The organism is Coleofasciculus sp. D1-CHI-01 (assembly GCF_040218875.1).
Taxonomy (GTDB): Bacteria; Cyanobacteriota; Cyanobacteriia; order Cyanobacteriales; family Coleofasciculaceae; genus Coleofasciculus.
On sequence record NZ_JAVJQP010000195.1, the window covers coordinates 1 to 21428 of the forward strand.

The window sequence follows — 21428 nt, forward strand, 5'->3', positions numbered from 1 at the left end:
CCTTGCTACGCAAGAATCATGGAGATTAAAAAAAGCAATTCTAATAAAACAGGCTTTTGATTCTGTTAGAGCCTTTGCTACTTAAGGGTTTAAGCTCATTTAAATTGCTAATTTGCCATAACCAGTCTAAGAGAGCCAAAAAGTTTCATTACCCGCCCCTACACACTCACGCGCCATGCCCTCTTTCTGAAGTGAATGGTCATATCAAATTCGGTTAAACAACTTCACGAAAAATGGCTGAAACCCTCATTCTGACATACTCGTATTTGTGTGCAGTCAACAGGATTCGATATCACAACTAAAAAATTCAGAACTAATTGCCATGGTCATTAGTCAAAAAACATCTAAAAATCATCCCCTAGAACCTTACATTAAAAGCCTGAACTCAGGTGAAGCGTTGCTAGTGGATTCACCTGAGAATGTGTTAGAGGTTGTGGGGATTTTACATAGTTATGGCATTGTCCTAGATGCCTATTCCCGCAATCTAATTTACATTGCTGAGAATCAGTTTTTAGTCTTTTTTCCCTTCTTTAAATACTTCAACGGGGAGGTTTCTATCCAGAAGCTAATACAACACTGGTCGCATAATCGGATTAATTTTGAATATGCCGAATACTGTATGAAATCGATGTTTTGGCATGGGGGTGGAGGATTAGATGCTTATCTAGATACGCCAGAATTTGAACAACACTGTGCCGCCGCGATTCAGGCAAAGTTTAAGGGAAATCCGTTTGTCCAAGGATTAAACTGGTTATTTCCCAATTTTCTCACCGAACAAGTGCGTCAGATGGCATATTACAGTGGCTTGGGTCAATTCTGGCGGGTAATGAGTGATATTTTTATGGAGTTATCCAGTCGCTATGACAAGGGGGAAATTAAAAGGATTCCCCAAGTTGTGGAACATATTTTAAATGGATTAGTTGCGGCGGCGAATAAACCGATTGCGTATAGCGTGAAAATTCGCGATCGCGAGTATGAGATACTTCCTAAATCTGCTGGGTTAACCTTTCTCATGGATACAGCGGTACCCTATGTCGAAGCGATTTTCTTTCGGGGAACACCGTTTTTGGGGACGGTTTCCTATAACGCCCAAGCCAATCAAATTCCGCCAGAACAAGGTAAGTTTACTTATGGGGCATTATATGCCGATCCATTACCGATTGGGGGATCGGGGATTCCGCCAACATTATTGATGCAGGATATGCGTCATTATTTACCGGATTATCTGCATCAAGTTTATCAGCGATCGCGTCGGGGTGAGGATGATTTGCGAGTGCAGATTTGCCAAACGTTTCAGAAGTCGATGTTTTGTGTAACAACGGCGGCAATTTTGGGATTAGCGCCTCATCCGTTGGATACGACGGAACCGGAACAACAAGCGGACAATCGGGCGTATTTGGAACATTGGATGGATCGATTTGTCACATCGCGGATCAATGATGTTAATCAGTGAGTTAAGCTGTCATGCATTTAAATTGGGTATTAGTAGCGAGCAAGATGCAAAGCCTGCGGCATGGCTTCGCTTAACGCACTACAAGTCATGTAAACAAGCTTCAAACCATTACTATTCCCTGTGAGACACCGAGCGAAGTCGAGGTGTTCCCTGTTCCCTGTTCCCTAATCTCAACCGTTAACTTTAATTGTGTTCACCCACTTAAACGATCAGATTAAGCCAACTAGGATAGGCACAAGACTGGTTATTTTGTAATGGTAATCCCTGATACGTCGAACCTATTTCGCTAACACCCTGCTCAAATTCCTCCAAATTCATAGTGTCAACTTCAACAAGTGCCTCAAACGCAATTGTCCACCAATTTTCATTGTTAACTGTAAACTGGGTTAATTCATAGGTAATCTCTTGGTAAAAACGTTGCGATCGCGCTTTGTTCACCGATACCCATGATCCTTGTGTCAAGCCGCCTTTGGGCATGAGACTCTCGGAGGTTGAGTCTTGACAACTCCACTTAATCCATTGTTCAATCCCGCCTTCCCAGTGACGACTAAATTGTCGGATACCCAATTCTGCCTTACGCCATTTAATCTCTAAACTGCCTTGCCGAAATTTAATATTCAGATACGGACAATCGGGGATATAAAGATAAGTATCCTCCCGGGTTTCTGGCGATCCTAATGTCTCGCCTGGACAATCTGTAGTAAACCAATCATTCACCGGTTTAGGTAAATTACCGCGATTGAACCAGCGCAGTTCTAACGTGATGAAGTCATTTGTCATTTTTTAGGGAATAGGGAATTCAAATTCAGACTTAATCCTGCTGATGGGCAAATTTATAAGCACCAACAAAGGATAGTGCGATCGCGAAGGCTAATAACACTGGTATAGAATACCAGGGAAACTGGGATAGAGGTAAATAGGCAGCCGCCCGGAGTCCGTTACTGGCATAGCTGAGGGGTAACAAGTAGACGATAACTTTTAATGCCAAGGGTAATGTTCTCGGATCAAAGAAAGTTGCGCCCAAAAACGACATCGGTACAATCAAAAAATTGTTGTACAGCCCCACGGATTCCAAGGACTTGACATTCAATCCCACCAGTACCCCTAAACCAGAAAATACGGCGCAATTTAGCAGTAACACTAGCAAAAATAAGGGATTGATAAAGCTGAAAACTTTACCTGTAAACAGAACCGCTACCACAATCACCGAACCGGATGTCATCAACCCGCGCACGATTCCGGCTAGAATTTTACCCAAATACAGCGCTAACGGGTGTACGGGCATCAGTAGTGTTTCAGCAAAGGTTTTGGTGTAAAGCCGTTCACCGCATATCGAAAAGGTTGTCCCACTGAAGCTAATCGTCATCGAGGATAGGGCAATCATCCCCGGTAGGATAAATTCCAAATAGCTGTCACCCGCCGCCGTTTCCATTGCTGAATTAAGGGCGCTACCTAATCCCAACCCAAATGCGATAATGTAAATCACTGGGGAGATTAGTCCAGCCGCCGCGACTTGCAGGATTCTCACCCGCAGCTTTAACCACTCGCCCCAGAATACGGTGAGACTATCGGCGATGATGGTTTGCCATTGACTGCCTTTGAGAGTTTTGCTGAAGGGGAATACGAGATTAGACTTCACAATATCGATAGGATTAACATCTCTTCTTAATATTACTTCATAATTCTGGGCATCTGGCTGATGGTGTGGGGGAGGGGGAAGCCTCCTACTTACCCGCCTTTGATCACCCCTAACCCTCAAAATTCGGTAATATCAAAGACTACCGAGCACAATGACCTCTCAATTTATGACCTACTACATCGCGCCCAGCTTCCGGGATAAACTGGCGGTTCACATTACCAAAAACTATCTAGAATTAGAGGGTGTCCGGGTTCCTCTGATTCTGGGTATTCATGGACGCAAAGGAGAAGGCAAATCCTTCCAATGCGAGTTAGTCTTTGAACAAATGGGAATTGGTATCATCCATATCTCTGGTGGTGAACTGGAAAGTCCGGATGCAGGTGATCCGGCGCGTCTGATTCGCTTGCGTTATCGAGAAGCCGCCGAAATGATTAAGGTGCAGGGGAAAATGTGCGCTTTAATGATTAATGACTTGGATGCAGGGGTTGGACGTTTTGACAGCACGACTCAATACACGGTCAATACTCAACTCGTCAGCGCCACATTAATGAATATTGCCGATCATCCCACCGATGTGCAACTCCCTGGGAGTTATGACGCCAATCCCCTGCATCGCGTCCCGATTATTGTCACCGGGAACGACTTCTCCACCCTCTATGCGCCGTTAATTCGAGAAGGTCGTATGGAAAAATATTACTGGGAACCCAGTCGAGAGGAACGCATTGGTATTGTTGGCGGGATTTTCGCCGCAGATGGACTACCACGACGAGACATCGAACAACTGGTGGATCAGTTTCCCGATCAAGCCATTGACTTTTTTAGCGCTTTGCGATCGCGGATTTATGATCAACAGATTCTCCACTTTATCCATGATGTCGGACTCGATCAAGTTTCCTTTCGCGTCGTTCGCAGTACCGAAGCACCGCCGGAATTTGAAAAGCCGAATTTTGATATATCTCACTTAATCGAATTCAGTCAGGTGATGATTGGCGAACAAAGACAAGTTGAACAGACGGGATTAGTTCGAGAATATAATAAGGCACTGCGCGAAAGTCCTGCGATTGAGTTACCGCCAGCACGACAAATCACAGGTCAATATACCCCTCAGACACGGAGACAGGGAAACGGTTTAGCCAAAGAACCCCATACCCTTAATCAAGGATCAGTTAATCAAGTCACTACTGAGAATAGAATTAACCTTAAGACACATCAGCCGTTAGAACTGATCGCGTCCATAGATTTAGATATCCAGCAGCAGATCCGCGAACTCTTAGCCCAAGGCTATCGTCTCAGTTTAGAGTATGCCAATGAGCGGCGTTTTCGCACCAATGCCTGGAAAAGCGGCGGCACATTTCAAGGAAATGAAGCATCAGAGGTGATTTTGACGTTAGCCGAACGCCTTGCGGAGCATAATAACGAATACGTGCGATTAATTGGCATTGACCCCAAAGCCAAGCGGCGAATTCTAGAAACGATTATTCAGCGACCGCGTTAGGATTGGTCATTCGTCATTCGTCATTCGTCATTTGTGATAATTGAACGGTTAGGTCAGGGCGGGTTTAGTTATATCAGGGTGAAAACGAAACGTTAGTGGTAAAACCCGCCCCTACAACAGACGTTTCATCAGAGGAGTCTCGACAACCCCTGCTTCCCCTGCTTCCCCTGCTTCCCCCACTCCATCCTTCCTCAGACACGCTAAATTGTAATGTAGAAGTTCTCAGGCAACCGATAGATAGGTTTAACTCTCCCGAACAACGCGATGAACCACGAACAATGAACCATGAACGCTCGCACCAGGAAAAAGATACCCGATTTAATACCATCCACTAGGATATGAATTCTCCCAAACCTCCCCAACCGCCGAAAACGATTCTGGGTCAGTTGACTCAGGCAGTTCAGACGATTCAAGCTAGAGTTAACTTTGAAGCCCTAGCGCTGAAGCCGAATGCCAAAGTTCCAGAACTGTGGGTGCAAGATGCGGGTGCGGATAAGGCGGAAGTCTACCCCCTATTAGGCGATCGCTATTTGCTGGGACGCAGTTCTAAATCCTGCGATATTGTGGTGCGAAACCCAGTGGTGAGTCAGGTTCATTTGTCCTTGGAACGCTATGGGCGATCGGGCAGAACGTTTATTATTAAAGATGAAAATTCCACCAATGGTATTTATCGAGGTAAACGCCGCCTGCCATCCTTAGCTTTGCGTCATGGCGATATTCTCACCATCGGTCCACCAGAATTAGCCGCCTCAGTTAAGCTGCAATATGTTGATCCGCCGCCTTGGTATATTCTCGGTATTCGTTACAGCCTCTATGGGGTGGGTGGATTAACGGCATTAATTGCCTTAATTATTGGCATTGAATGGTTGAAAGTCCCGGTGCGCCCCCTACCCGTTGGGGTTCAAGGACCCGTTGTCGTCTATTCTCGTGACCAGGTTCCTTTGCGCCAACCGCGTACTGAGGTTCACCGAGAACTGAAACGGTTATCGGATTTTTCCCCCTATCTCCCCAAAGCCTTAGTTGCTTCGGAAGATAGTCGCTATTATTGGCATTTTGGTGTCGATCCCTATGGAATTTTGCGGGCATTAGTCCGGAATATTCGGGGGGGTGGAATTAAAGAAGGGGCAAGTACGATTAGTCAACAGGTGGCTCGCAGTTTGTTTACCGAATATGTCGGGCGAGATAATAGTGCTGCCCGTAAACTTCGGGAAGCGATTGTGGCACTCAAACTGGAGACATTTTACAGTAAAGATGAGATTTTAAGGACATATTTAAACCGCATCTATCTAGGGGTAGAAGCTTATGGGTTTGAAGATGCTGCCCAATTTTATTTTGATAAATCGGCACAGGAGTTAACCCTTTCCGAAGCCGCCACTCTGGTGGCAATTTTGCCAGCACCGAATAGTTACAATCCAGTGCAGGATTATGATACCGCGTTGGGGTTGCGAAATCGGGTGATTAACCGGATGCGGGCAATGGGGATGATTAGTGATGAGGAAGCCAAACGAGCCAGGCGATCGCGCATTGAGGTGAGTCCGAAAGCTCGGGAATTTCTGAATAGCACCAAAGCTCCCTATTTCTATAATTACGTGTTTGAGGAACTGCGGGATCTGCTGGGTGCGGAGTTGGCGCAAGAAGGAAACTTTATTGTCGAAACCAGTCTCGATTTGCAGACTCAGGCGAAGGCGCAATCAGAACTACGTAATTTTGTCAATACCACGGGAAGCCAATTACGCTTTTCTCAAGGGGCGATAGTCACCCTAAATACCACCGATAGCTCGATTCGGGCGATGGTGGGAGGTGTTGATTACCAAGCAAGTCAGTTTAATCGGGCAACTCAAGCCCAGCGACAACCGGGTTCAACGTTTAAACTGTTTGATTACGCCGCCGCCTTAGCCCAAGGAATTCCACCGGGAAAAACCTACTCCTGCGCCCCAGCCTTTGGTTTGCGCGGGTGCGAACGTTCCGGGGGCACAGTTAATATGTACACGGGGTTGGCGCTATCGGAAAATGTGATTGCGGTGCGGGTAGCGACGGATGCGGGATTAAATAATGTGGTAGAAACGGCGCGACGATTAGGGATTCGCTCAAAGCTTGATCCGGTTCCCCGATTGGCAATTGGACAAAGTGAAGTGAATGTGTTAGAGATTACCGGGTCTTATAGCGCGATCGCCAATAATGGAGTGTGGAATCGTCCCCATGGAATTCAACGGATTCTCGATAGTGGAGATTGTGTTGATGAGAATGATCCGAAAACCTGTCGGGTGATCTACGAGTTTGAGGAAAATGGGGAAGGGGGGGTTCAAGCGGTAGCCCCGGCGGTTGCCCAGACAATGACCACAATGTTGCGGGGGGTTGTGACCAATGGCACAGGCGGTTCCGCCGCGATCGGATTTGGAGAAGCGGGGAAAACCGGAACTACGGATCGGTATGTTGATTTGTGGTTTATTGGCTTTATACCCAGTCGGGAGTTAGTCACCGGGATTTGGTTAGGCAATGATGACAACTCACCCACGCGGGGAAGCAGCGCCCAAGCCGCACAATTGTGGGGTCGTTATATGCGGGATATAAACTACCCAGACCTGCCTAACGGCTGAGGTCTGGGTTTTCAGTAGCCCTGAAGTCATCGAACAAGCTAAGCTGAACATATCTGGGAGTTCGGTTTAGCTTGCACGATAACCCCGTGCCTCCAGGCTGGTTTATAGACAGCCCCACAAGTGCAATATTATTGGCTCCGTTGAAGTGGGGTGGAATGGAACTGACTTAAGGCTGGTGGGCAATGCCCACCCTACGGTATTAGGACTTAATAATATAGTCCGCGTAGGCGGACTGTGTTTGTGTAGCCGCGATTTTAATCGCCGTGGTAAAAAGGGGTTTTTAATGGCGGATTTGGTATCACCGCCCATCCTAAGCGAGTGGGCTGCTGGTAAATCCGTTTCAGCGTGTTGATATCCCGCACCGAGATTTCCGGGGGATGGCGAACTTGGGAATAGTACATCGTATCGGTTTCCACCGGAGAATGACCCCAAATCCCCAAAGCATGTCCGAATTCATGACGAGCCGTGGCTAGGGTATAGTCTACAGTTTGGTGGGGACTAAGGTAGATGGTAAACTTGTGCGCTAAAATATCCTGTGATTCCTGAACTCCCGGACGCAGATAAAATTCGTAGCGAGTTTCTGCGGTACGGGCGCGAATGTTCTCAAATCGTTGGGTTTCGCGGTTAAACGAGGCTTGCAAAGGAGGGCGCGATCGCACTATTGTAATATCTGCTGATTCTGCCTCAGAAATCACTTGTAACGGCAAGTAGACTGTCCATTCCTCTACGGCTTGTAACACAGCATTATACCAATCGTGGAATCGTTTCGCACTAGCCGAGGATTCTGCTGATTCTCTGGGTTGTTCAATATAAACCTGAACCGGAAACTCGGACCAAACCAGATATTCCACCGGGGTTAATTTTATTTCAGCAAAATAATCACCTACACCCGTCTGATCATCCCACTGCGCCAATGTTTGGGGGAGGGGGTGAGGTTGAGGAGTTGGGAGAGAGAACGGAATCCCAGGGACATGCCAAGATATCGATAGTAATAGAATTAACCCACTGGTCAAGATCGCGATCGCGATCCACAAGAGACGTTTCCTGGTGCTATGGAGGAAACGCCTCAGCTTGGGAGTGGTAATTTGTATCATCCCAAATTCGTTGCTTGTTCGATTCAGTGGGGGAAGATATCACTGATTCAACCACCCAGCACTGAGAACAATGGTCAAACCGATAAAGATAATGGCAAGCACCCAAGTCACCCGATTGAGGGCGGTTTCGGCACTTTTGGCGCTGGTAAACAGTTGGGCTTGACCACCAATCCCACCAATACCATCCCCTTTGGGACTATGAAGCAACACTAAAACAATCAAACCGAGAGCAGATGCTGCCCAAATAATTTGCAGAACTTGACTGGTCATACTTGATTATGGCTTATTTGTCAATGGCAATGTGGTCTTCTGTTTTCGTCCAAGACCAAAGACTACAAGGCAACTCGTACTGGCGTCCGATTCTTCCGCACATCAAACTCCACAGGTTTAATCATAGAACGTCCCGTCATGTCTTCGGGTTGTGGCAGGTTTAAGAGGTCTAGAATCGTCGGTGCAATATCCGCCAGCCGTCCATCACTCCGCAGAGCAACGTCCGTGCCATGTCCAGGGATTTTGACTTTTTCCCCTTCTATCAGAATAAAGGGTACAGGATTGGTTGTGTGCGCTGTCCAAGCATTACCTTGTTCATCGCGCATGTATTCCGCATTCCCGTGATCGGCGATAATGATCGCGGTTCCGCCCACTTTGTTGATGTTCTCAATCAACTGTCCCAAGCAGTGATCCACCGTTTCAATGGCTTGCACACAGGCGTCTGTATTTCCCGTATGTCCCACCATATCCGGATTGGCGTAGTTAATTACCACCAAGGAGTACATCATTTTGCTAATCGCCTTTACCGCCACATCCGTCACATCGACGGCGGACATCGCTGGGGCGCGATCATAAGTTGCCACCATCGGACTCGGAATCAGTTCCCGATCCTCGCCTTCAAAGGGTAATTCTAAACCGCCATTAAAAAAGTAGGTGACGTGGGCGTACTTTTCGGTTTCAGCGGTGCGGAATTGGCGCAACCCATTCCGGGAAACGACTTCACCGAGAATATTATTCAAGTTCTGCGGCTCAAATGCCACCAAAACCGGGAAACTGGGATCATACTGGGTAAACGTGGCAAAGGCTAGAGGTTTAATCAGTTCCCGTTCAAATCCGTCAAATTCAGGATCTGTCAAAGCTTGGGTCAATTGTCGGGCGCGATCGGGACGGAAGTTAAAGAAGATTATTCCATCCCCCGGTTCCAATGCACCCGAGGTAATCCGAGTCGGCAGAATAAACTCGTCAGTAATCTCCGCCTGATAAGAGGCTTGCATCACCTCAACCGCACTCCGACCATCCCCATTTCCATCCTGGGTGATCATATCGTAAGCTTTTTGGGTGCGATCCCAGCGATGATCGCGATCCATGGCATAGTAGCGACCACTAATGGTGGCAATGCGTCCAATGCCAATTTTGTCAATATGCTCTTGAATGGTCTGAAGATAGCTGATCCCGGAGTTGGGGTTGGTATCACGACCATCCATAAGGGCGTGAACACAAACATCAGAGAAGCCTTGGGATTTAGCAAAATCGAGTAATCCCAGCAGATGGTTGATGTGGGAATGCACACCACCGTCCGAACATAAGCCGATTAGGTGTAACTTCCCCCCTTGATGTTTCAGTTCTTGGCTCAATTTTTGCAGGGCTGCATTCTCCCTGATCGAACCATCTTCCACAGCATCTGATATGCGAACTAGTTCTTGGGGGACGACACGCCCAGCACCGATATTCAGGTGACCCACTTCCGAGTTACCCATTTGACCCTCTGGTAGACCAACGTCCTTGCCAGATGTCCGAATGGTTGTACTGGGATAAGCCGTCAACAGGCTATCCATCACAGGGGTTTTAGCAATGGCAATGGCATTTCCATCCCTTGCCTTGCGGTAGCCCCAGCCGTCCAAGATGACTAGCACCACAGGAGATACAGGTGCTTGCATCATAGTATCGCTCTTTATTCCTACACTAATTTCACCGCTATGATATCATTAGTTTCTTGATTTGATGGCTAATTTTTGCCTTTCTTTTGACTTTTTAGCCATTTTGCCGGAGAATTTAGCGGATTCTTAGGTCTATTGACTGACTTTTCACGGGAAGTCTAAAAACCTGAGTCGGGGCGGGTTTAGTTTCATCGGGTTGCAACCGAAAAGATAGTGGTGAAACCCGCCCCTACAGAGGCACTACATACCGTGAAAAGTCAGAATTCTGTGAACCCGTTTCAACGGGTTTAAGCTTTTAGCCCCAACTTGAGTTGAGGGCTAACTTTTTTATAGTTCAGGGCTAACTTTTTTATCGACGTTTGGCGGCTGCTTTTTTCTTTGCAGCTTTTTCAGCTTTCTTGGCGGCTTTCTCAGCCGCGATCGCGGCTAATCGTGCCTGTTCTTTCTCTTCGGCAATTTTATCCAGATAGTAGTGATAATCCCCCAGATAAGTGCGGAACTCGCCATCACGAATTTCCACAATTTTAGTCGCCACTTGGGAAATAAAATAACGGTCGTGGGAGACAATAATCACGGTGCCGTCATAATGCTGGAGGGCTTCCTCTAACATTTCTTTGGCGGGAATATCTAGGTGATTGGTTGGCTCATCCAATAGGAGTAAATTCGCGGGACGCAGCAACATTTTTGCCAAAGCCAGACGCGCTTTTTCACCCCCACTCAGGGATTTGACTTTTTTGAATGCCGTTTCACCACTAAAAAGAAACCGTCCTAATAAGGTGCGAACTTCTTCATTTTTCCAATCTGGAACTTCATCATGAATGGTTTCCATGACGGTTTTAGTTGACTCTAGTGCTTCGGCTTGATTTTGCTCAAAGTAGCCGGGAATCACATTATGCTTACCCAGTTCCACAATCCCTTCCGTGGCGTTTTCCATCCCCATCATCAGGTGTAATAGCGTGGATTTGCCTGATCCATTCGGTCCCAAGAAAGCAATGCGATCACCCCGTTCAACTAGCAAGTCTGCACCGAGGAAAAGAATCTTTTCGTCGTAGGTATGCACCAATTCCTTAATATTGACCACCTCGCGACCACTCCGAGGGGCTGGGGGAAAGCGGAAATGTAAGCTTTTTAAGCTACCTGTTGGTGCTTCAATGCGCTCAACTTTTTCTAACTGTTTCTCGCGGCTTTTTGCTTGGGTGCTGCGGGTGGCACTAGCGCGGAACCGTTCAACAAAGGCTTGCTGCTTTTCCAGTTCTTTTTGTTGACGCTCATAGGAGCTGAGTTGGGATTCTTGCATTTCAGCTTTTTGCTGCAAGTAAGCTGAATAATTGCCCAGGTAGGTGGTAGAGACACCGCGTTCAGTTTCCACAATCTGGGTACAGAGGCGATCCAGGAATTCCCGGTCATGGGATACAATTACCATCGGGGTTTTTAAGCCTTTCAGGTAATTTTCTAACCATTCGATGGTTTCTAAATCGATATGGTTTGTTGGTTCATCTAACAGTAATATGTCAGGGCTTTGCAGCAGGATTTTGCCCAAACTCATCCGCATTTGCCAACCGCCACTGAACGCACTAACTAAGCGATCGCCGTCTTCGGGGGCAAATCCCATTTCTGGCAAGATCTTCTCGATTTGCGCTTCCAGGCTATACCCATCCAGGGCTTCAAACTGACGCTGCAATTTATCCAACTTGTGGATCAGGCGATCGAGTTCATCGGGATCAGCGGTTTCCATGTCCCGTTGCACCTGCGCCAGATTATGCTGTACTTGGTTGGCTTGTGTAAATACCGTCCAAAACTCTTCGCGTACCGTGCGACTGGGATCAACTTCAAATTCTTGGGTGAGGTAAGCGATGTGTAGACTGGTAGGGCGGATGACTTCTCCAGCCGTGGGTTCTATCTCTCCCGCAATAATCTTGAGTTGGGTGGATTTACCCGCACCATTAACGCCCACTAAGCCAATGCGATCGCCTGGTTTGACTTCCCAGTTGACATCCTTGAGAACTTCGCCAGTGGGATAAATTTTACTAATGTGTTCTAGTCTCAGCATGGGTGTATTGTCTCAAGCAGATTACAGCAGGGAGATCGAGCGATCAGACGTTTTAGGTGCGCCGCTGACTCTCCATCCGTGTTTATCGTAACAAAAATTAATGGATCGATTTAGCGGTTCTGATTTAATTGGCAATGAAATCCCTACCCTAATCGAGAACGTCAGTTCGTGCAACCCGAAAGACATCTGTAGGGGCGGGTTTAGCCGTTTAATTTAGGATATTTACCGATAACCTTTCAACAAAACCCGCCCTTGGTCTATAAAAAAGAGGGTTGGGTATCGTTTTGTCGGGGCGGGTTTAGCCGTTTAATTAGGATATCTACCGATAATCTATCAACAAAACCCGCCCTTGGTCATACAAAAGAGGGTTGGGTATCGTTTTGTCGGGGCGGGTTTAGCCGTTTAATTAGGATATCTACCAATAACCTTTCAACAAAACCCGCCCTTTGTCATAGTGAACCGATAATCTAGAGGGTGTAGCGGGGTTAGCGGTAAGAGGGTATAGAAAAGGGATAAAAAGAAGATTTGGCATATATCCACGATGTCGGTTTCCGGGATTACGCCCTTAAATCTGCGCCTGGTATATTGGCAATCCTCGCTCAACACCAAATACGGGAAGGCTTAGTGGTGGATTTAGGTTGTGGAAGTGGATTGTTATTTCTATTCACTGCATTAATTGGTATTTAACCCTTAGCTAATTAATCCTTGTTGTTGAGCTAATGTGTGATTTAGCACGATCACAGAATTTGCCGATAAATGCCAAGTTTTTACCGTCGATTTTAGTGCTTTTTTAAGGGCGTCCTGTAATGGTGGAAGCCATTCTTCTTTATGTCCATTGATCACTAAGAGTAAGCGAAAATCAATTGTTTCTAAATCGAGTGTCTGAAAGAGAGAAGGTAATTCTGTCCATGTTGTATGGCGTTTTAAGCAAGTTGCCATACAGAGATTCAGCCCGTTCGTCAATTTCTCTCGGATGTCTTCGATAAAATCGTCAAACCCGGGTTGGGTTTCAGGACGAGGTGAGCTAGATTTTGCTTCAATAATCCATACCTTTGGTGAATTGGGAGGATGTAGCAACAAAAGCTCTGCTATCTTAACGCCCTCCTGGATATCTTGGTAGGTTTGACTTTTCTCAATATGGAAGCCATGTCCTTCTGGATAGGGTCCGAACGTCATTCCAGATTCAATAATCGATTGAGTGGTCATTGAAAAGCCAGCCCCACTTCTTCTTTGTAAAGTTGGATAGATTCATCAATAATAGGATTACTCGGCAAACCATCTTTTAGATCGGCAATAGTCCACTGTTCAGGATTAGTTGAAATTATTTTGATTGAGATTTCCTTTTGTTGTTGAGCGATGATAAATAATTTTTTGATCACAAAGTAAGAGTGACTTGCCATGAAAAACTGGATTCCGCACTTCGCTAACAGAGCGATGATGTCCAATAATTTTGAAATCGCGTTTGGATGCAGCGCGGCTTCTGGTTCATCAATAAAAATGACGGATTGCGGATCAAGATAGCGGTTTCCGAGTAAAGTATCGAGAATCGAAATTTTCTTGATGCCTTCTGCTGTAACTCCAATAGAGAACGTTTGATTGCCTTTCTTAAAGTGCCAAATTCCTGAACTTTCGTCATACTCAATTTTGCCGTCTAAGATATCTTTTAGGTTTCTTCGCGATTCAGCAAATTCTCTATAATTTTTGCCACCTTTAGGAGAGTGACGCAAGGCGCGGGCTAGGTCGAGGTAGGTATCATCAAAGCCAAAGGTTTGGTCTAGTTCACGAGTTTCTAAAATGATTGAGTGCAGAGAAAGAACTTCTTTGGCGGGTAAAAAAATTGAGTTACTGTCGCGGGGTGTAACATGATTGTTTAAGTTCTGAATAGTTCGGGTTGTATTTCTGCCGAAAGTATAAACGAATTTTAGATTATCAACGTTAATCTGGAATGATAAAGGTTCATCCACGTCTTTGCTTACGAGTTCGCCGATTTTCTCCGTCTCGAATGTCCAATAAAGTTTGTCTGCCAGTATTTCTTCAGCGCTGCGCGGTTCATTGCCCCGTTTATAGGTTTCCAAGGTTCGCATGGCAGTGTAAAGAGCCTTGAGCAATATTGTTTTACCTGTGCTATTTTCACCAATAATTAAGTTAATATTGCCTAACTGTTCGCACTTAAGCTGGTCTATCGGACCAAAATTTTTGAGTTTAAGGCTGTTTAGCATGGGTTATTTCTCTCGACTTTCTGCACGGTAACTTACATTCGACAACAGCCAGAGTGGATTAGCTATGCTCTCTTTATGATAATCTGAATAGGTTGATTGAACTGACGCGATTTCCCTGGGGGAACGCTGCGCGATCGCACTCTTCTCCTCTATGACTGTTCCTCAGTCTCATCGGAGTCATCCAGATATAGCAGAATAAACTCTTCTGCTTTTGAATTTATTTTTTTACGTAGATGAGTAATTAGCGTAAACTTCTGTATCATCTAATCTGAAGATGATGAACCACCCAAACCTGAATCAGTTCTTGTTCGTCAAACGCCTGTCTACCCTGACCAGCATATCGTTCAATTGCCGCAATTGCATCTAAAATATCTTGCAGCCGTTCCGCTTCTCGCCTCATAGCATCACAGCCTCATGCAAAATGCGATCGCGACTGCGTTCCTTCAACATATCCACCGTAGCGATATCCACTTTGCGATTGAGTAGCTGTTCCAAATCAATTAATAGTCCTCCGGGAAACCAGGGGGTGATTTTCTCTAAATCATAGTCAACCAAAAAATCAATATCACTGTCTTCCGTTGCTTCTCCACGCGCCACCGAACCAAACACCCGCACGTTGTAGGCTCCATGCTTTTGAGCAATAGCCAGAATTTGCAAACGCTGATCGTTTAACAAATCTTTAATGCCTAATCCTGTTTTGCTAGTCATGCCGCTACTCTTAATCAACTAATTCTCATTCTCATCTGACTCATCCAGATACAACCTAATAAACTCCTCGGCTGCTGTTGGATTAATCGTATTCAGTCCTTTTCTAATTTCGAGAATGGCATCACCTCCTGGATCTCGACTTTCATTGACCCAATGGTGAATTGTTGATCGCCCAATACCCATGGCTATCGCCAACTTATTTTGGCTAATGCCGTAGGCTTCCAACACCTGTCTTAAAGATTTTCCTGCCTTTCGCATGGTTTCTATCGTGCCAGAGGCAAATGACTCATCTAAATACAAGCCAATAAACTCCTCGGCTGCTGCCGGATTAATCGTATTCAGTCCCTTCCTAATTTCTAGGATGGCATCGCCGACGGGATCTGCCACCTCATAAACCCAGCGGTGAACATTAGAACGCCCCACTTGCATTACCACGGCTAACCGATTTTGGGTAATGCCATAACGTTTCAAAACCTGTTTGAGTGCTTTGCCTGCTTTTCCCATGCCTGAGATTCTGTCAAAGGCTGACAACCGGATAAATGGTTGACAAAGCCCGTTCCCTACAACGATTCCTCACCCTCATCTGACTCATCCAGATACAACCTAATAAACTCCTCAGCTGCCGCCGGACTAATCTTATTCAATCCTTTTCTAATTTGGAGGATAGCATCACCGGATGGATCTCGATTTTCATTAACCCAACGGTTGATACTGGAACGTCCAATACCCATCGCCACCGCCAACTTATTTTGGCTAATGCGATAGGTATCTAACACCTGCTTTAACACTGTGCCTGCTTTTCCCATGCCCTTGATTGTGTCAAAGGCTTACAACCACGTAAATGTTGACAAAGTTCGACATCAAGATAAAATAAAAAGTGTTGCACTTTGTCAACAATGCCGTCAACTTGAAAAGCAGTTAAATCCCTATGACACAAGAGTTTCTTCCCAACCCAACCCCCAACCCGCAAACCACTCTCCCTGCCAATCCACCATTAGAACCCCCAAACCTTCATCATCACCCTCCAACAAATCGCCAAATACCTGAAAATTAATCCAAAGCGTATCCTCAACTGGGAAAAGTGGTATAACGTCCTCTGGGTACATATTGAAGGATTGGGCAGTTACTTTATTAGGCAATGGTGCGTTACGCTACGCTAACACACCCTACAGATAGAGACTATGCGTAAGTCCTAGATATACTCCAAGAAGGCTTTTCTCGACTCGAAGCCCTCTGGCAACAACGGCACACATATTTGTGCGATCGCTATGGCAAAATAAGAAAATCTCGGCACACACTTCGGAGAACGCTAACCCTAATGTTCAGAATCGGTAAAATACTCACCGCTTTATCACTCTCCCTATTTTTACTGGTAACGGCTTGTGCCGCACCATCCACCGCTCCCCCACCCTCAACCGAAGCGCCTCAAACTAGCACTCAGCAACCCACTCAGGTTCCCACAGGTGAACCTTTAGCTGGGGGGCAATTTAATAAATTCTTCCCCAACGCCAGCGGTGACTATAAGCGAATATTTGCCCAAGAGAAAACTGGATTTGCCGAAGCCAAGTTGAAACAGGATGGTAAGGATGTGGCGGTGCTATCGATTAATGATTTAGCCAATAACCCCAGTGCAGCGAAGAAATTCCAGGATAGTTCTAAAACAATTGCCGGATATCCTGCGGTAGAACGGGGGAAGACACAAACCGCGATTCTAGTTAGCGATCGCTTCCAAGTCAAAGTCCAATCCCGTGACGAGTCTTTTACCCCTAGCGATCGCGAGGCTTGGCTGGCAAAGTTTGACCTGCAAGGATTATCCCAACTCAAATAAAATTGGTCTTATGTCAAAACACTGATTTCACAGATTTATTGTCCAGATGCGGGTAGGGGATGAAAGCTTAGTTACACTGATTACACAGAAAGGTTAGTTCTCTATGATTTGTCCTTTGTCATTGGGAACAAATTAAAGGTATCATTGAAACGATTTATAGGAGACTTTACATGAGTAAATCTATTATTGAATTAGTTGATAATTTACCTCAAGGTGGACTAACCGTTTCCGTCTTGAAAGCCTTAGACTTTGTTGCTCCTGGTGATTGGCAAAATATAGTCGGCTTTGAAAATACTGTGCGGGAAGTTACAGGGGAAGATGATCCGGCATTAATTCAGGATATTAGTGAACGCGCTCTTTGGCTCTATAACGATAAGTCCCAAGGCTATCAACGGGCAATTTGGCTTTTCCAGTCTGTTGATAGTGCGGATTTTGCTCTCGGTGCAGCCGCTTTAGCCAATAAAATCGGTGAACGAGTTTCGTTTCTGGGCTTTTTAAATCGACTTACGCCCAAAGCGGATACGGCACAAACTATCGATTTGTGTTTAAAAGTTGTGGCAGAATTGGTGGCATTTTGTCAAATTAACGGCATTCCTGGAGACAGTATTGGAGATTTTGTCAATGCTTTAGCGGACTATAGCGGTGAGTCAATGATCCGGATGGCTGGACTGATATGTATTGATGGGTTGATTCCTCTAGGTCCTGATTTCATTCAAGCCGCGCAATCGACGCTTTCTGGATTAAGTCCCTCCCGCTTAGAGCAAAATTCCACCTTTCAACAAATCAGCGGATTGATTCCGGGAGATAGTTCTGAAGGAAAGCTGAACTTCATTGGGGAAAGCTTCGATGCGGTTAAAGGTTGGATGGGTGGTGTCGTCGCCGCGAAAGGGTTGACGCCCCAAAAGGTGGTTAATAATTTGCAAGGATTTGTGGAAATTGCCGATGATAAGTTGGATTATCTGGCTGCATTTTTAGACACGTCAACGAATTATTACGAACATACTGGCACTCAAACCGTCGCCCGTCGTTTAATCGAACGAGCATCGGCTGAAATTTGATAGAACAATTCCCCGTTCAATCTAGAATAAATAGACGGCGAAAACGAAAAATAGGGCGTTTCGGCTTTTTATAGCAACCGCCATAGCTTTCTTGTCACATCATTTATGTAGAGACGTTGCATGGAACGTCTCTACTGGCGTGGCACAGCTAAAATGGTAGATTAGAATTGTAGGGGCGCATGGCGTGCGCCCGGTTTAACGATAAATCTATTCCACAATTTTAGCTGTGTCAGTCCACTACAATGGTGCCGAAAGTCCGCGCTCGATGTATCTACTGCTACACAGTTGCACGGGGTAGAATTCAAAGCCTCTCTCCTTGCAGGAGAGAGGTTTGGAGAGAGGTTATCCACTCTGATGGCAATTGCTTTTATAGCAATCGTCGTTACACAAAACTAAAGTAACTATCATTCAAACTCAGACTGCTTTCACCTTGTACAATACCAATTAATTCATCTTGACCGGATGGTGTAGAAGACTGAAGGAAAACGCCAATTCCTGATGGTAAACTGGGGGAAACAGTGGCGAGTTGATAGTCAGCTGCACTGCCATGAAGTTCGATGATATCTTGATTGATATCAAAATCAGTAATTAGGGCGTAATCGGTAGAACCATCGGTTGTCCCGTCAGCATCATCATAATAAGCGCTGAATACATCTCCAAGTTGGAACACATCCGCACCAAAGCCACCGATAAGACTATCCACTTCCCCTAAACCAGGATTTGCCAGATTGAGTTCAACGCCGATTAACAGATCATCGCCGCGATCGCCAAATAGCATATCATTCCCTGTACCGCCGAAGAGATAGTCATCGCCGCGATCGCCAAATAGCATATCATTTCCGGCTTCACCAAACAGGTTATCATCGCCGCGATCGCCAAACAAGGTATCATCACCGCCACCGCCTACTAAATCATCATCATCGCGCAAGCCAGAGAGAATGTCATCACCGGGAGTGCCAAACAAGGTATCATCGTCATCGGTACCAATGAGTTCAGTATCGGAAATTAGCACATTGTCATAATCCACAAATAGACCATTATTGGAATTATTGGTTTCATCAGTTTCAGGAAGTGTTCCGTCTTGATCAATGATCATGCCAATGTAGTAAATTCCATCACCATTCCAGGTAGAATCATTAATTCCTGGCAAAGTTAACCCCGTGGTATAAGCACCAATACTGTTACCCGCTAAACCATTAATTGTCGCACTACCGAGGAATTGATCCGCCGTATCGATAGTATTATCGGTAGAAACGTAGAAAGAAACATCAAACGCTCCGGCGGCAAACATTTCCGTGTTTTGCACTTCAAAATTGACATCGAAGTTATCACCAGCGGCTAAGGGTTCCTGCACTAAGTTGAAGTCTACGCCAACTAAATCCGCCAGTTGGGTGTTATTGATGACCACATTATCTGTATCCAACATCAAGCCAACATTGGCATTATCCGTTTCAATTGTTTCCGTGATATCATCACCAGAATCAATCATCATGCCGATATGGTAGGTGCCATCTCCACTCCAGAACGCATCATTCGCTTCAGGGAGAATAAAGTTGCTCGTAAATGTACCACTGCTATTGGCTGCTAAGCCGGTAAAACTGATTGTATCCAGCAGTAAATCTGAGTTGCTAATATTACTATCACTGGACAAATATAAGGAGACATCAAATACACCAGCCGCTGCTGCACCACTATTTTCAATCGTCAAGTCAATGTCGAAACTATCACCAGCATTGAGGGGTTCTGGGGTGACATTGAAATTCAGTCCAGACAAGTTTGCCATCTGGGTATTATTGATGACTACATCATCGTAATCGAATAAAAAGCCAACATTAGAATTATTGGTTTCATTGACTTCCGTAACATCTGCTCCAGAATCAACCCGCATCCCGATGTAATAGGTATCATCTCCATATAAATCCCAGAAGGAATCATTAACACTGGGCAAGTTTAAGCTGGTGATAAAGGAACCCGTGCTGTTCCCCGCTAAACCATTAATCGTGGTACTACTTAACAGATGATCCATGGTGCTGATCGTGTTATTACTGGAAAGGTAGAAAGACACATCAAAAGCACCAGCGCTACTCCCGGTGTTGGTAATGTCAAAATCAATGTCAAAACTATCACCAGCATCCAGGGGTTCTGGAGTAACATCAAAATCAAACCCGGACAAGTCAGCTAATTGAGTATTGTTGATTACCACATCATCGTAATCGAATAAAAAGCCGACATTTGAGTTATTGGTTTCATTGACTTCCGTAACATCTGCTCCAGAATCAACCCGCATACCGATGTAATAGGTATCATCTCCATATAAATCCCAGAAGGAATCATTAACACTGGGTAAGTTTAAGCTAGTGAGAAAGGAACCCGTGCTGTTCCCCGCTAAACCATTAATCGTGGTACTGCCTAACAGATGATCCATGGTGCTGATCGTGTTATTACTGGAAAGGTAGAAGGAAACATCAAAAGCACCAGCGCTACTCCCCGTGTTGGTAATGTCAAAATCAATGTCAAAACTATCACCGGCATCGAGGGCTTGTGGAGTGACATCAAAATCAAACCCGGATAAGTCAGCTAATTGAGTATTATTGATTACCACATCATCGTAATCGAACAAAAAACCAACATTTGAGTTATTGGTTTCATTGACTTCCGTAACATCTGCTCCAGAATCAACCCGCATCCCGATGTAATAAGTGCCATCCCCATTCCAGAAGGAATGATTCACTCCAGGCAAGTTTAAGCTAGTGATAAAGGAACCTGTACTGTTCCCAGCTAACCCATTAATCGTGGCACTACCTAATAAATGATCCGTGGTGCTAATTGTGTTATTACTGGAAAGATAGAAAGACACATCAAACGCACCCGCGCTACTACCTGTATTGGTAATGTCAAAATCAATATCGAAACTATCACCTGCATCCAGGGGTTCGGGAGCGACATCAAAATATAGCCCTGACAAATCAGCTAATTGGGTATTATTGATGACTACATCATCGTAATCGAATAAAAAGCCAACATTTGAGTTATTGGTTTCATTGGCTTCCGTAACATCTGAGCCAGAATCAACCTTCATTCCGATGTAATAGGTATCATCCCCATATAAATCCCAGAAGGAATGATTCACTCCGGGCAAGTTTAAGCTGGTGGTAAAAGAACTTGTGCTGTTCCCGGCTAACCCATTAATCGTGCCACTATATAACAAATGATCCGTGGTGCTGATGTAGTTATTACTGGAAAGGTAGAAGGAAACATCAAAAGCACCCGCGCTACTCCCCGTGTTAGTAATGTCAAAATCAATGTCAAAACTATCACCTGCATCGAGGGATTGTGGAGTGATATCAAAATCTGACCCG

Annotated in this window: 19 protein-coding genes and 3 pseudogenes; 6 read left to right on the plus strand and 16 right to left on the minus strand. The window is 45.4% G+C overall.

Features of this window, described 5'->3' with window-relative positions:
- Nucleotides 1-322: 322 nt before the first annotated feature.
- On the plus strand, nucleotides 323-1453 hold the full coding sequence (locus RIB93_RS32570; RefSeq protein WP_446379485.1) for a CO2 hydration protein: 1131 nt from the start codon (nucleotides 323-325) through the stop codon (nucleotides 1451-1453).
- Between the two features lie 201 nt (nucleotides 1454-1654).
- Here RIB93_RS32570 and RIB93_RS32575 read toward each other — a convergent pair whose 3' ends face one another.
- A complete protein-coding gene (locus tag RIB93_RS32575) occupies nucleotides 1655-2233 on the minus strand; it encodes a hypothetical protein (protein WP_446379487.1) in 579 nt (192 codons plus the stop codon).
- A 31-nt stretch (nucleotides 2234-2264) separates the two neighbouring features.
- Nucleotides 2265-3092, minus strand: a complete 828-nt coding sequence (locus RIB93_RS32580; protein WP_446379489.1) for an ABC transporter permease — start codon at nucleotides 3090-3092, stop codon at nucleotides 2265-2267.
- A 166-nt stretch (nucleotides 3093-3258) separates the two neighbouring features.
- Between RIB93_RS32580 and RIB93_RS32585 the strand changes: the two genes are divergently transcribed.
- Entirely contained in the window at nucleotides 3259-4587 is a 1329-nt protein-coding gene (locus RIB93_RS32585; protein WP_446379517.1) for a ribulose bisphosphate carboxylase small subunit, read from the plus strand.
- A 338-nt stretch (nucleotides 4588-4925) separates the two neighbouring features.
- Nucleotides 4926-7184: a transglycosylase domain-containing protein gene (locus RIB93_RS32590; RefSeq protein ID WP_446379491.1), complete on the plus strand. Its 2259-nt coding sequence runs from the start codon at nucleotides 4926-4928 to the stop codon at nucleotides 7182-7184.
- Here the strand turns inward: RIB93_RS32590 and RIB93_RS32595 are convergent.
- The 5 genes and pseudogenes from RIB93_RS32595 to RIB93_RS32615 form a co-directional block, all read right to left on the minus strand.
- A pseudogene (locus RIB93_RS32595) lies at nucleotides 7174-7329 on the minus strand (RNA-guided endonuclease InsQ/TnpB family protein); the annotation flags it as partial. The gene RIB93_RS32590 and the pseudogene RIB93_RS32595 overlap by 11 nt on opposite strands.
- Before the next feature lie 109 nt (nucleotides 7330-7438).
- Nucleotides 7439-8278 (minus strand): matrixin family metalloprotease, encoded by an 840-nt coding sequence (locus RIB93_RS32600; protein ID WP_446379493.1) that lies wholly within the window; start codon nucleotides 8276-8278, stop codon nucleotides 7439-7441.
- A gap of 39 nt (nucleotides 8279-8317) precedes the next feature.
- A complete protein-coding gene (gene secG, locus RIB93_RS32605) occupies nucleotides 8318-8548 on the minus strand; it encodes a preprotein translocase subunit SecG (protein ID WP_044209019.1) in 231 nt (76 codons plus the stop codon).
- Nucleotides 8549-8610: 62 nt separating this feature from the next.
- Nucleotides 8611-10209: a 2,3-bisphosphoglycerate-independent phosphoglycerate mutase gene (gene gpmI / locus RIB93_RS32610; protein ID WP_446379495.1), complete on the minus strand. Its 1599-nt coding sequence runs from the start codon at nucleotides 10207-10209 to the stop codon at nucleotides 8611-8613.
- 346 nt (nucleotides 10210-10555) lie between these two features.
- Entirely contained in the window at nucleotides 10556-12256 is a 1701-nt protein-coding gene (locus RIB93_RS32615) for an ABC-F family ATP-binding cassette domain-containing protein (protein ID WP_446379497.1), read from the minus strand.
- A gap of 525 nt (nucleotides 12257-12781) precedes the next feature.
- On the opposite strand from RIB93_RS32615, the pseudogene RIB93_RS32620 reads away from it, so the two are divergent.
- A pseudogene (locus RIB93_RS32620) lies at nucleotides 12782-12910 on the plus strand (class I SAM-dependent methyltransferase); the annotation flags it as partial.
- Nucleotides 12911-12946: 36 nt separating this feature from the next.
- Here the strand turns inward: RIB93_RS32620 and RIB93_RS32625 are convergent.
- The 8 genes and pseudogenes from RIB93_RS32625 to RIB93_RS32660 all read right to left on the minus strand — a co-directional run bounded on the left by RIB93_RS32625 (nucleotide 12947) and on the right by RIB93_RS32660 (nucleotide 16322).
- The gene (locus tag RIB93_RS32625; protein WP_446379499.1) at nucleotides 12947-13462 is read right to left on the minus strand and encodes a hypothetical protein; all 516 of its coding nucleotides are present in this window, start codon (nucleotides 13460-13462) and stop codon (nucleotides 12947-12949) included.
- Nucleotides 13459-14475 (minus strand): AAA family ATPase, encoded by a 1017-nt coding sequence (locus RIB93_RS32630; protein WP_446379501.1) that lies wholly within the window; start codon nucleotides 14473-14475, stop codon nucleotides 13459-13461. Before RIB93_RS32630 ends, RIB93_RS32625 begins: the two co-directional genes overlap by 4 nt.
- Before the next feature lie 259 nt (nucleotides 14476-14734).
- Complete coding sequence (locus RIB93_RS32635; protein WP_446379503.1) at nucleotides 14735-14875, minus strand: hypothetical protein; 141 nt, start codon at nucleotides 14873-14875, stop codon at nucleotides 14735-14737.
- Nucleotides 14872-15183: a nucleotidyltransferase family protein gene (locus RIB93_RS32640; protein ID WP_446379505.1), complete on the minus strand. Its 312-nt coding sequence runs from the start codon at nucleotides 15181-15183 to the stop codon at nucleotides 14872-14874. Before RIB93_RS32640 ends, RIB93_RS32635 begins: the two co-directional genes overlap by 4 nt.
- Nucleotides 15184-15201: 18 nt before the next feature.
- Entirely contained in the window at nucleotides 15202-15441 is a 240-nt protein-coding gene (locus tag RIB93_RS32645; RefSeq protein ID WP_446379519.1) for a helix-turn-helix domain-containing protein, read from the minus strand.
- Between the two features lie 24 nt (nucleotides 15442-15465).
- A pseudogene (locus RIB93_RS32650) lies at nucleotides 15466-15687 on the minus strand (helix-turn-helix domain-containing protein); the annotation flags it as partial.
- 56 nt (nucleotides 15688-15743) lie between these two features.
- Complete coding sequence (locus RIB93_RS32655) at nucleotides 15744-15989, minus strand: helix-turn-helix domain-containing protein (protein ID WP_446379507.1); 246 nt, start codon at nucleotides 15987-15989, stop codon at nucleotides 15744-15746.
- Nucleotides 15990-16109: 120 nt separating this feature from the next.
- The gene (locus RIB93_RS32660) at nucleotides 16110-16322 is read right to left on the minus strand and encodes a hypothetical protein (RefSeq protein WP_446379509.1); all 213 of its coding nucleotides are present in this window, start codon (nucleotides 16320-16322) and stop codon (nucleotides 16110-16112) included.
- A 179-nt stretch (nucleotides 16323-16501) separates the two neighbouring features.
- Here RIB93_RS32660 and RIB93_RS32665 point away from each other — a divergent pair, with 179 nt between their 5' ends.
- Complete coding sequence (locus RIB93_RS32665) at nucleotides 16502-17011, plus strand: hypothetical protein (RefSeq protein ID WP_446379511.1); 510 nt, start codon at nucleotides 16502-16504, stop codon at nucleotides 17009-17011.
- A gap of 170 nt (nucleotides 17012-17181) precedes the next feature.
- Nucleotides 17182-18069: a hypothetical protein gene (locus tag RIB93_RS32670; protein WP_446379513.1), complete on the plus strand. Its 888-nt coding sequence runs from the start codon at nucleotides 17182-17184 to the stop codon at nucleotides 18067-18069.
- Nucleotides 18070-18451: 382 nt separating this feature from the next.
- On the opposite strand, the gene RIB93_RS32675 is transcribed toward RIB93_RS32670, so the two are convergent.
- On the minus strand, nucleotides 18452-21428 hold a 2977-nt coding region (locus RIB93_RS32675), incomplete at its 5' end, for a CARDB domain-containing protein (protein WP_446379515.1).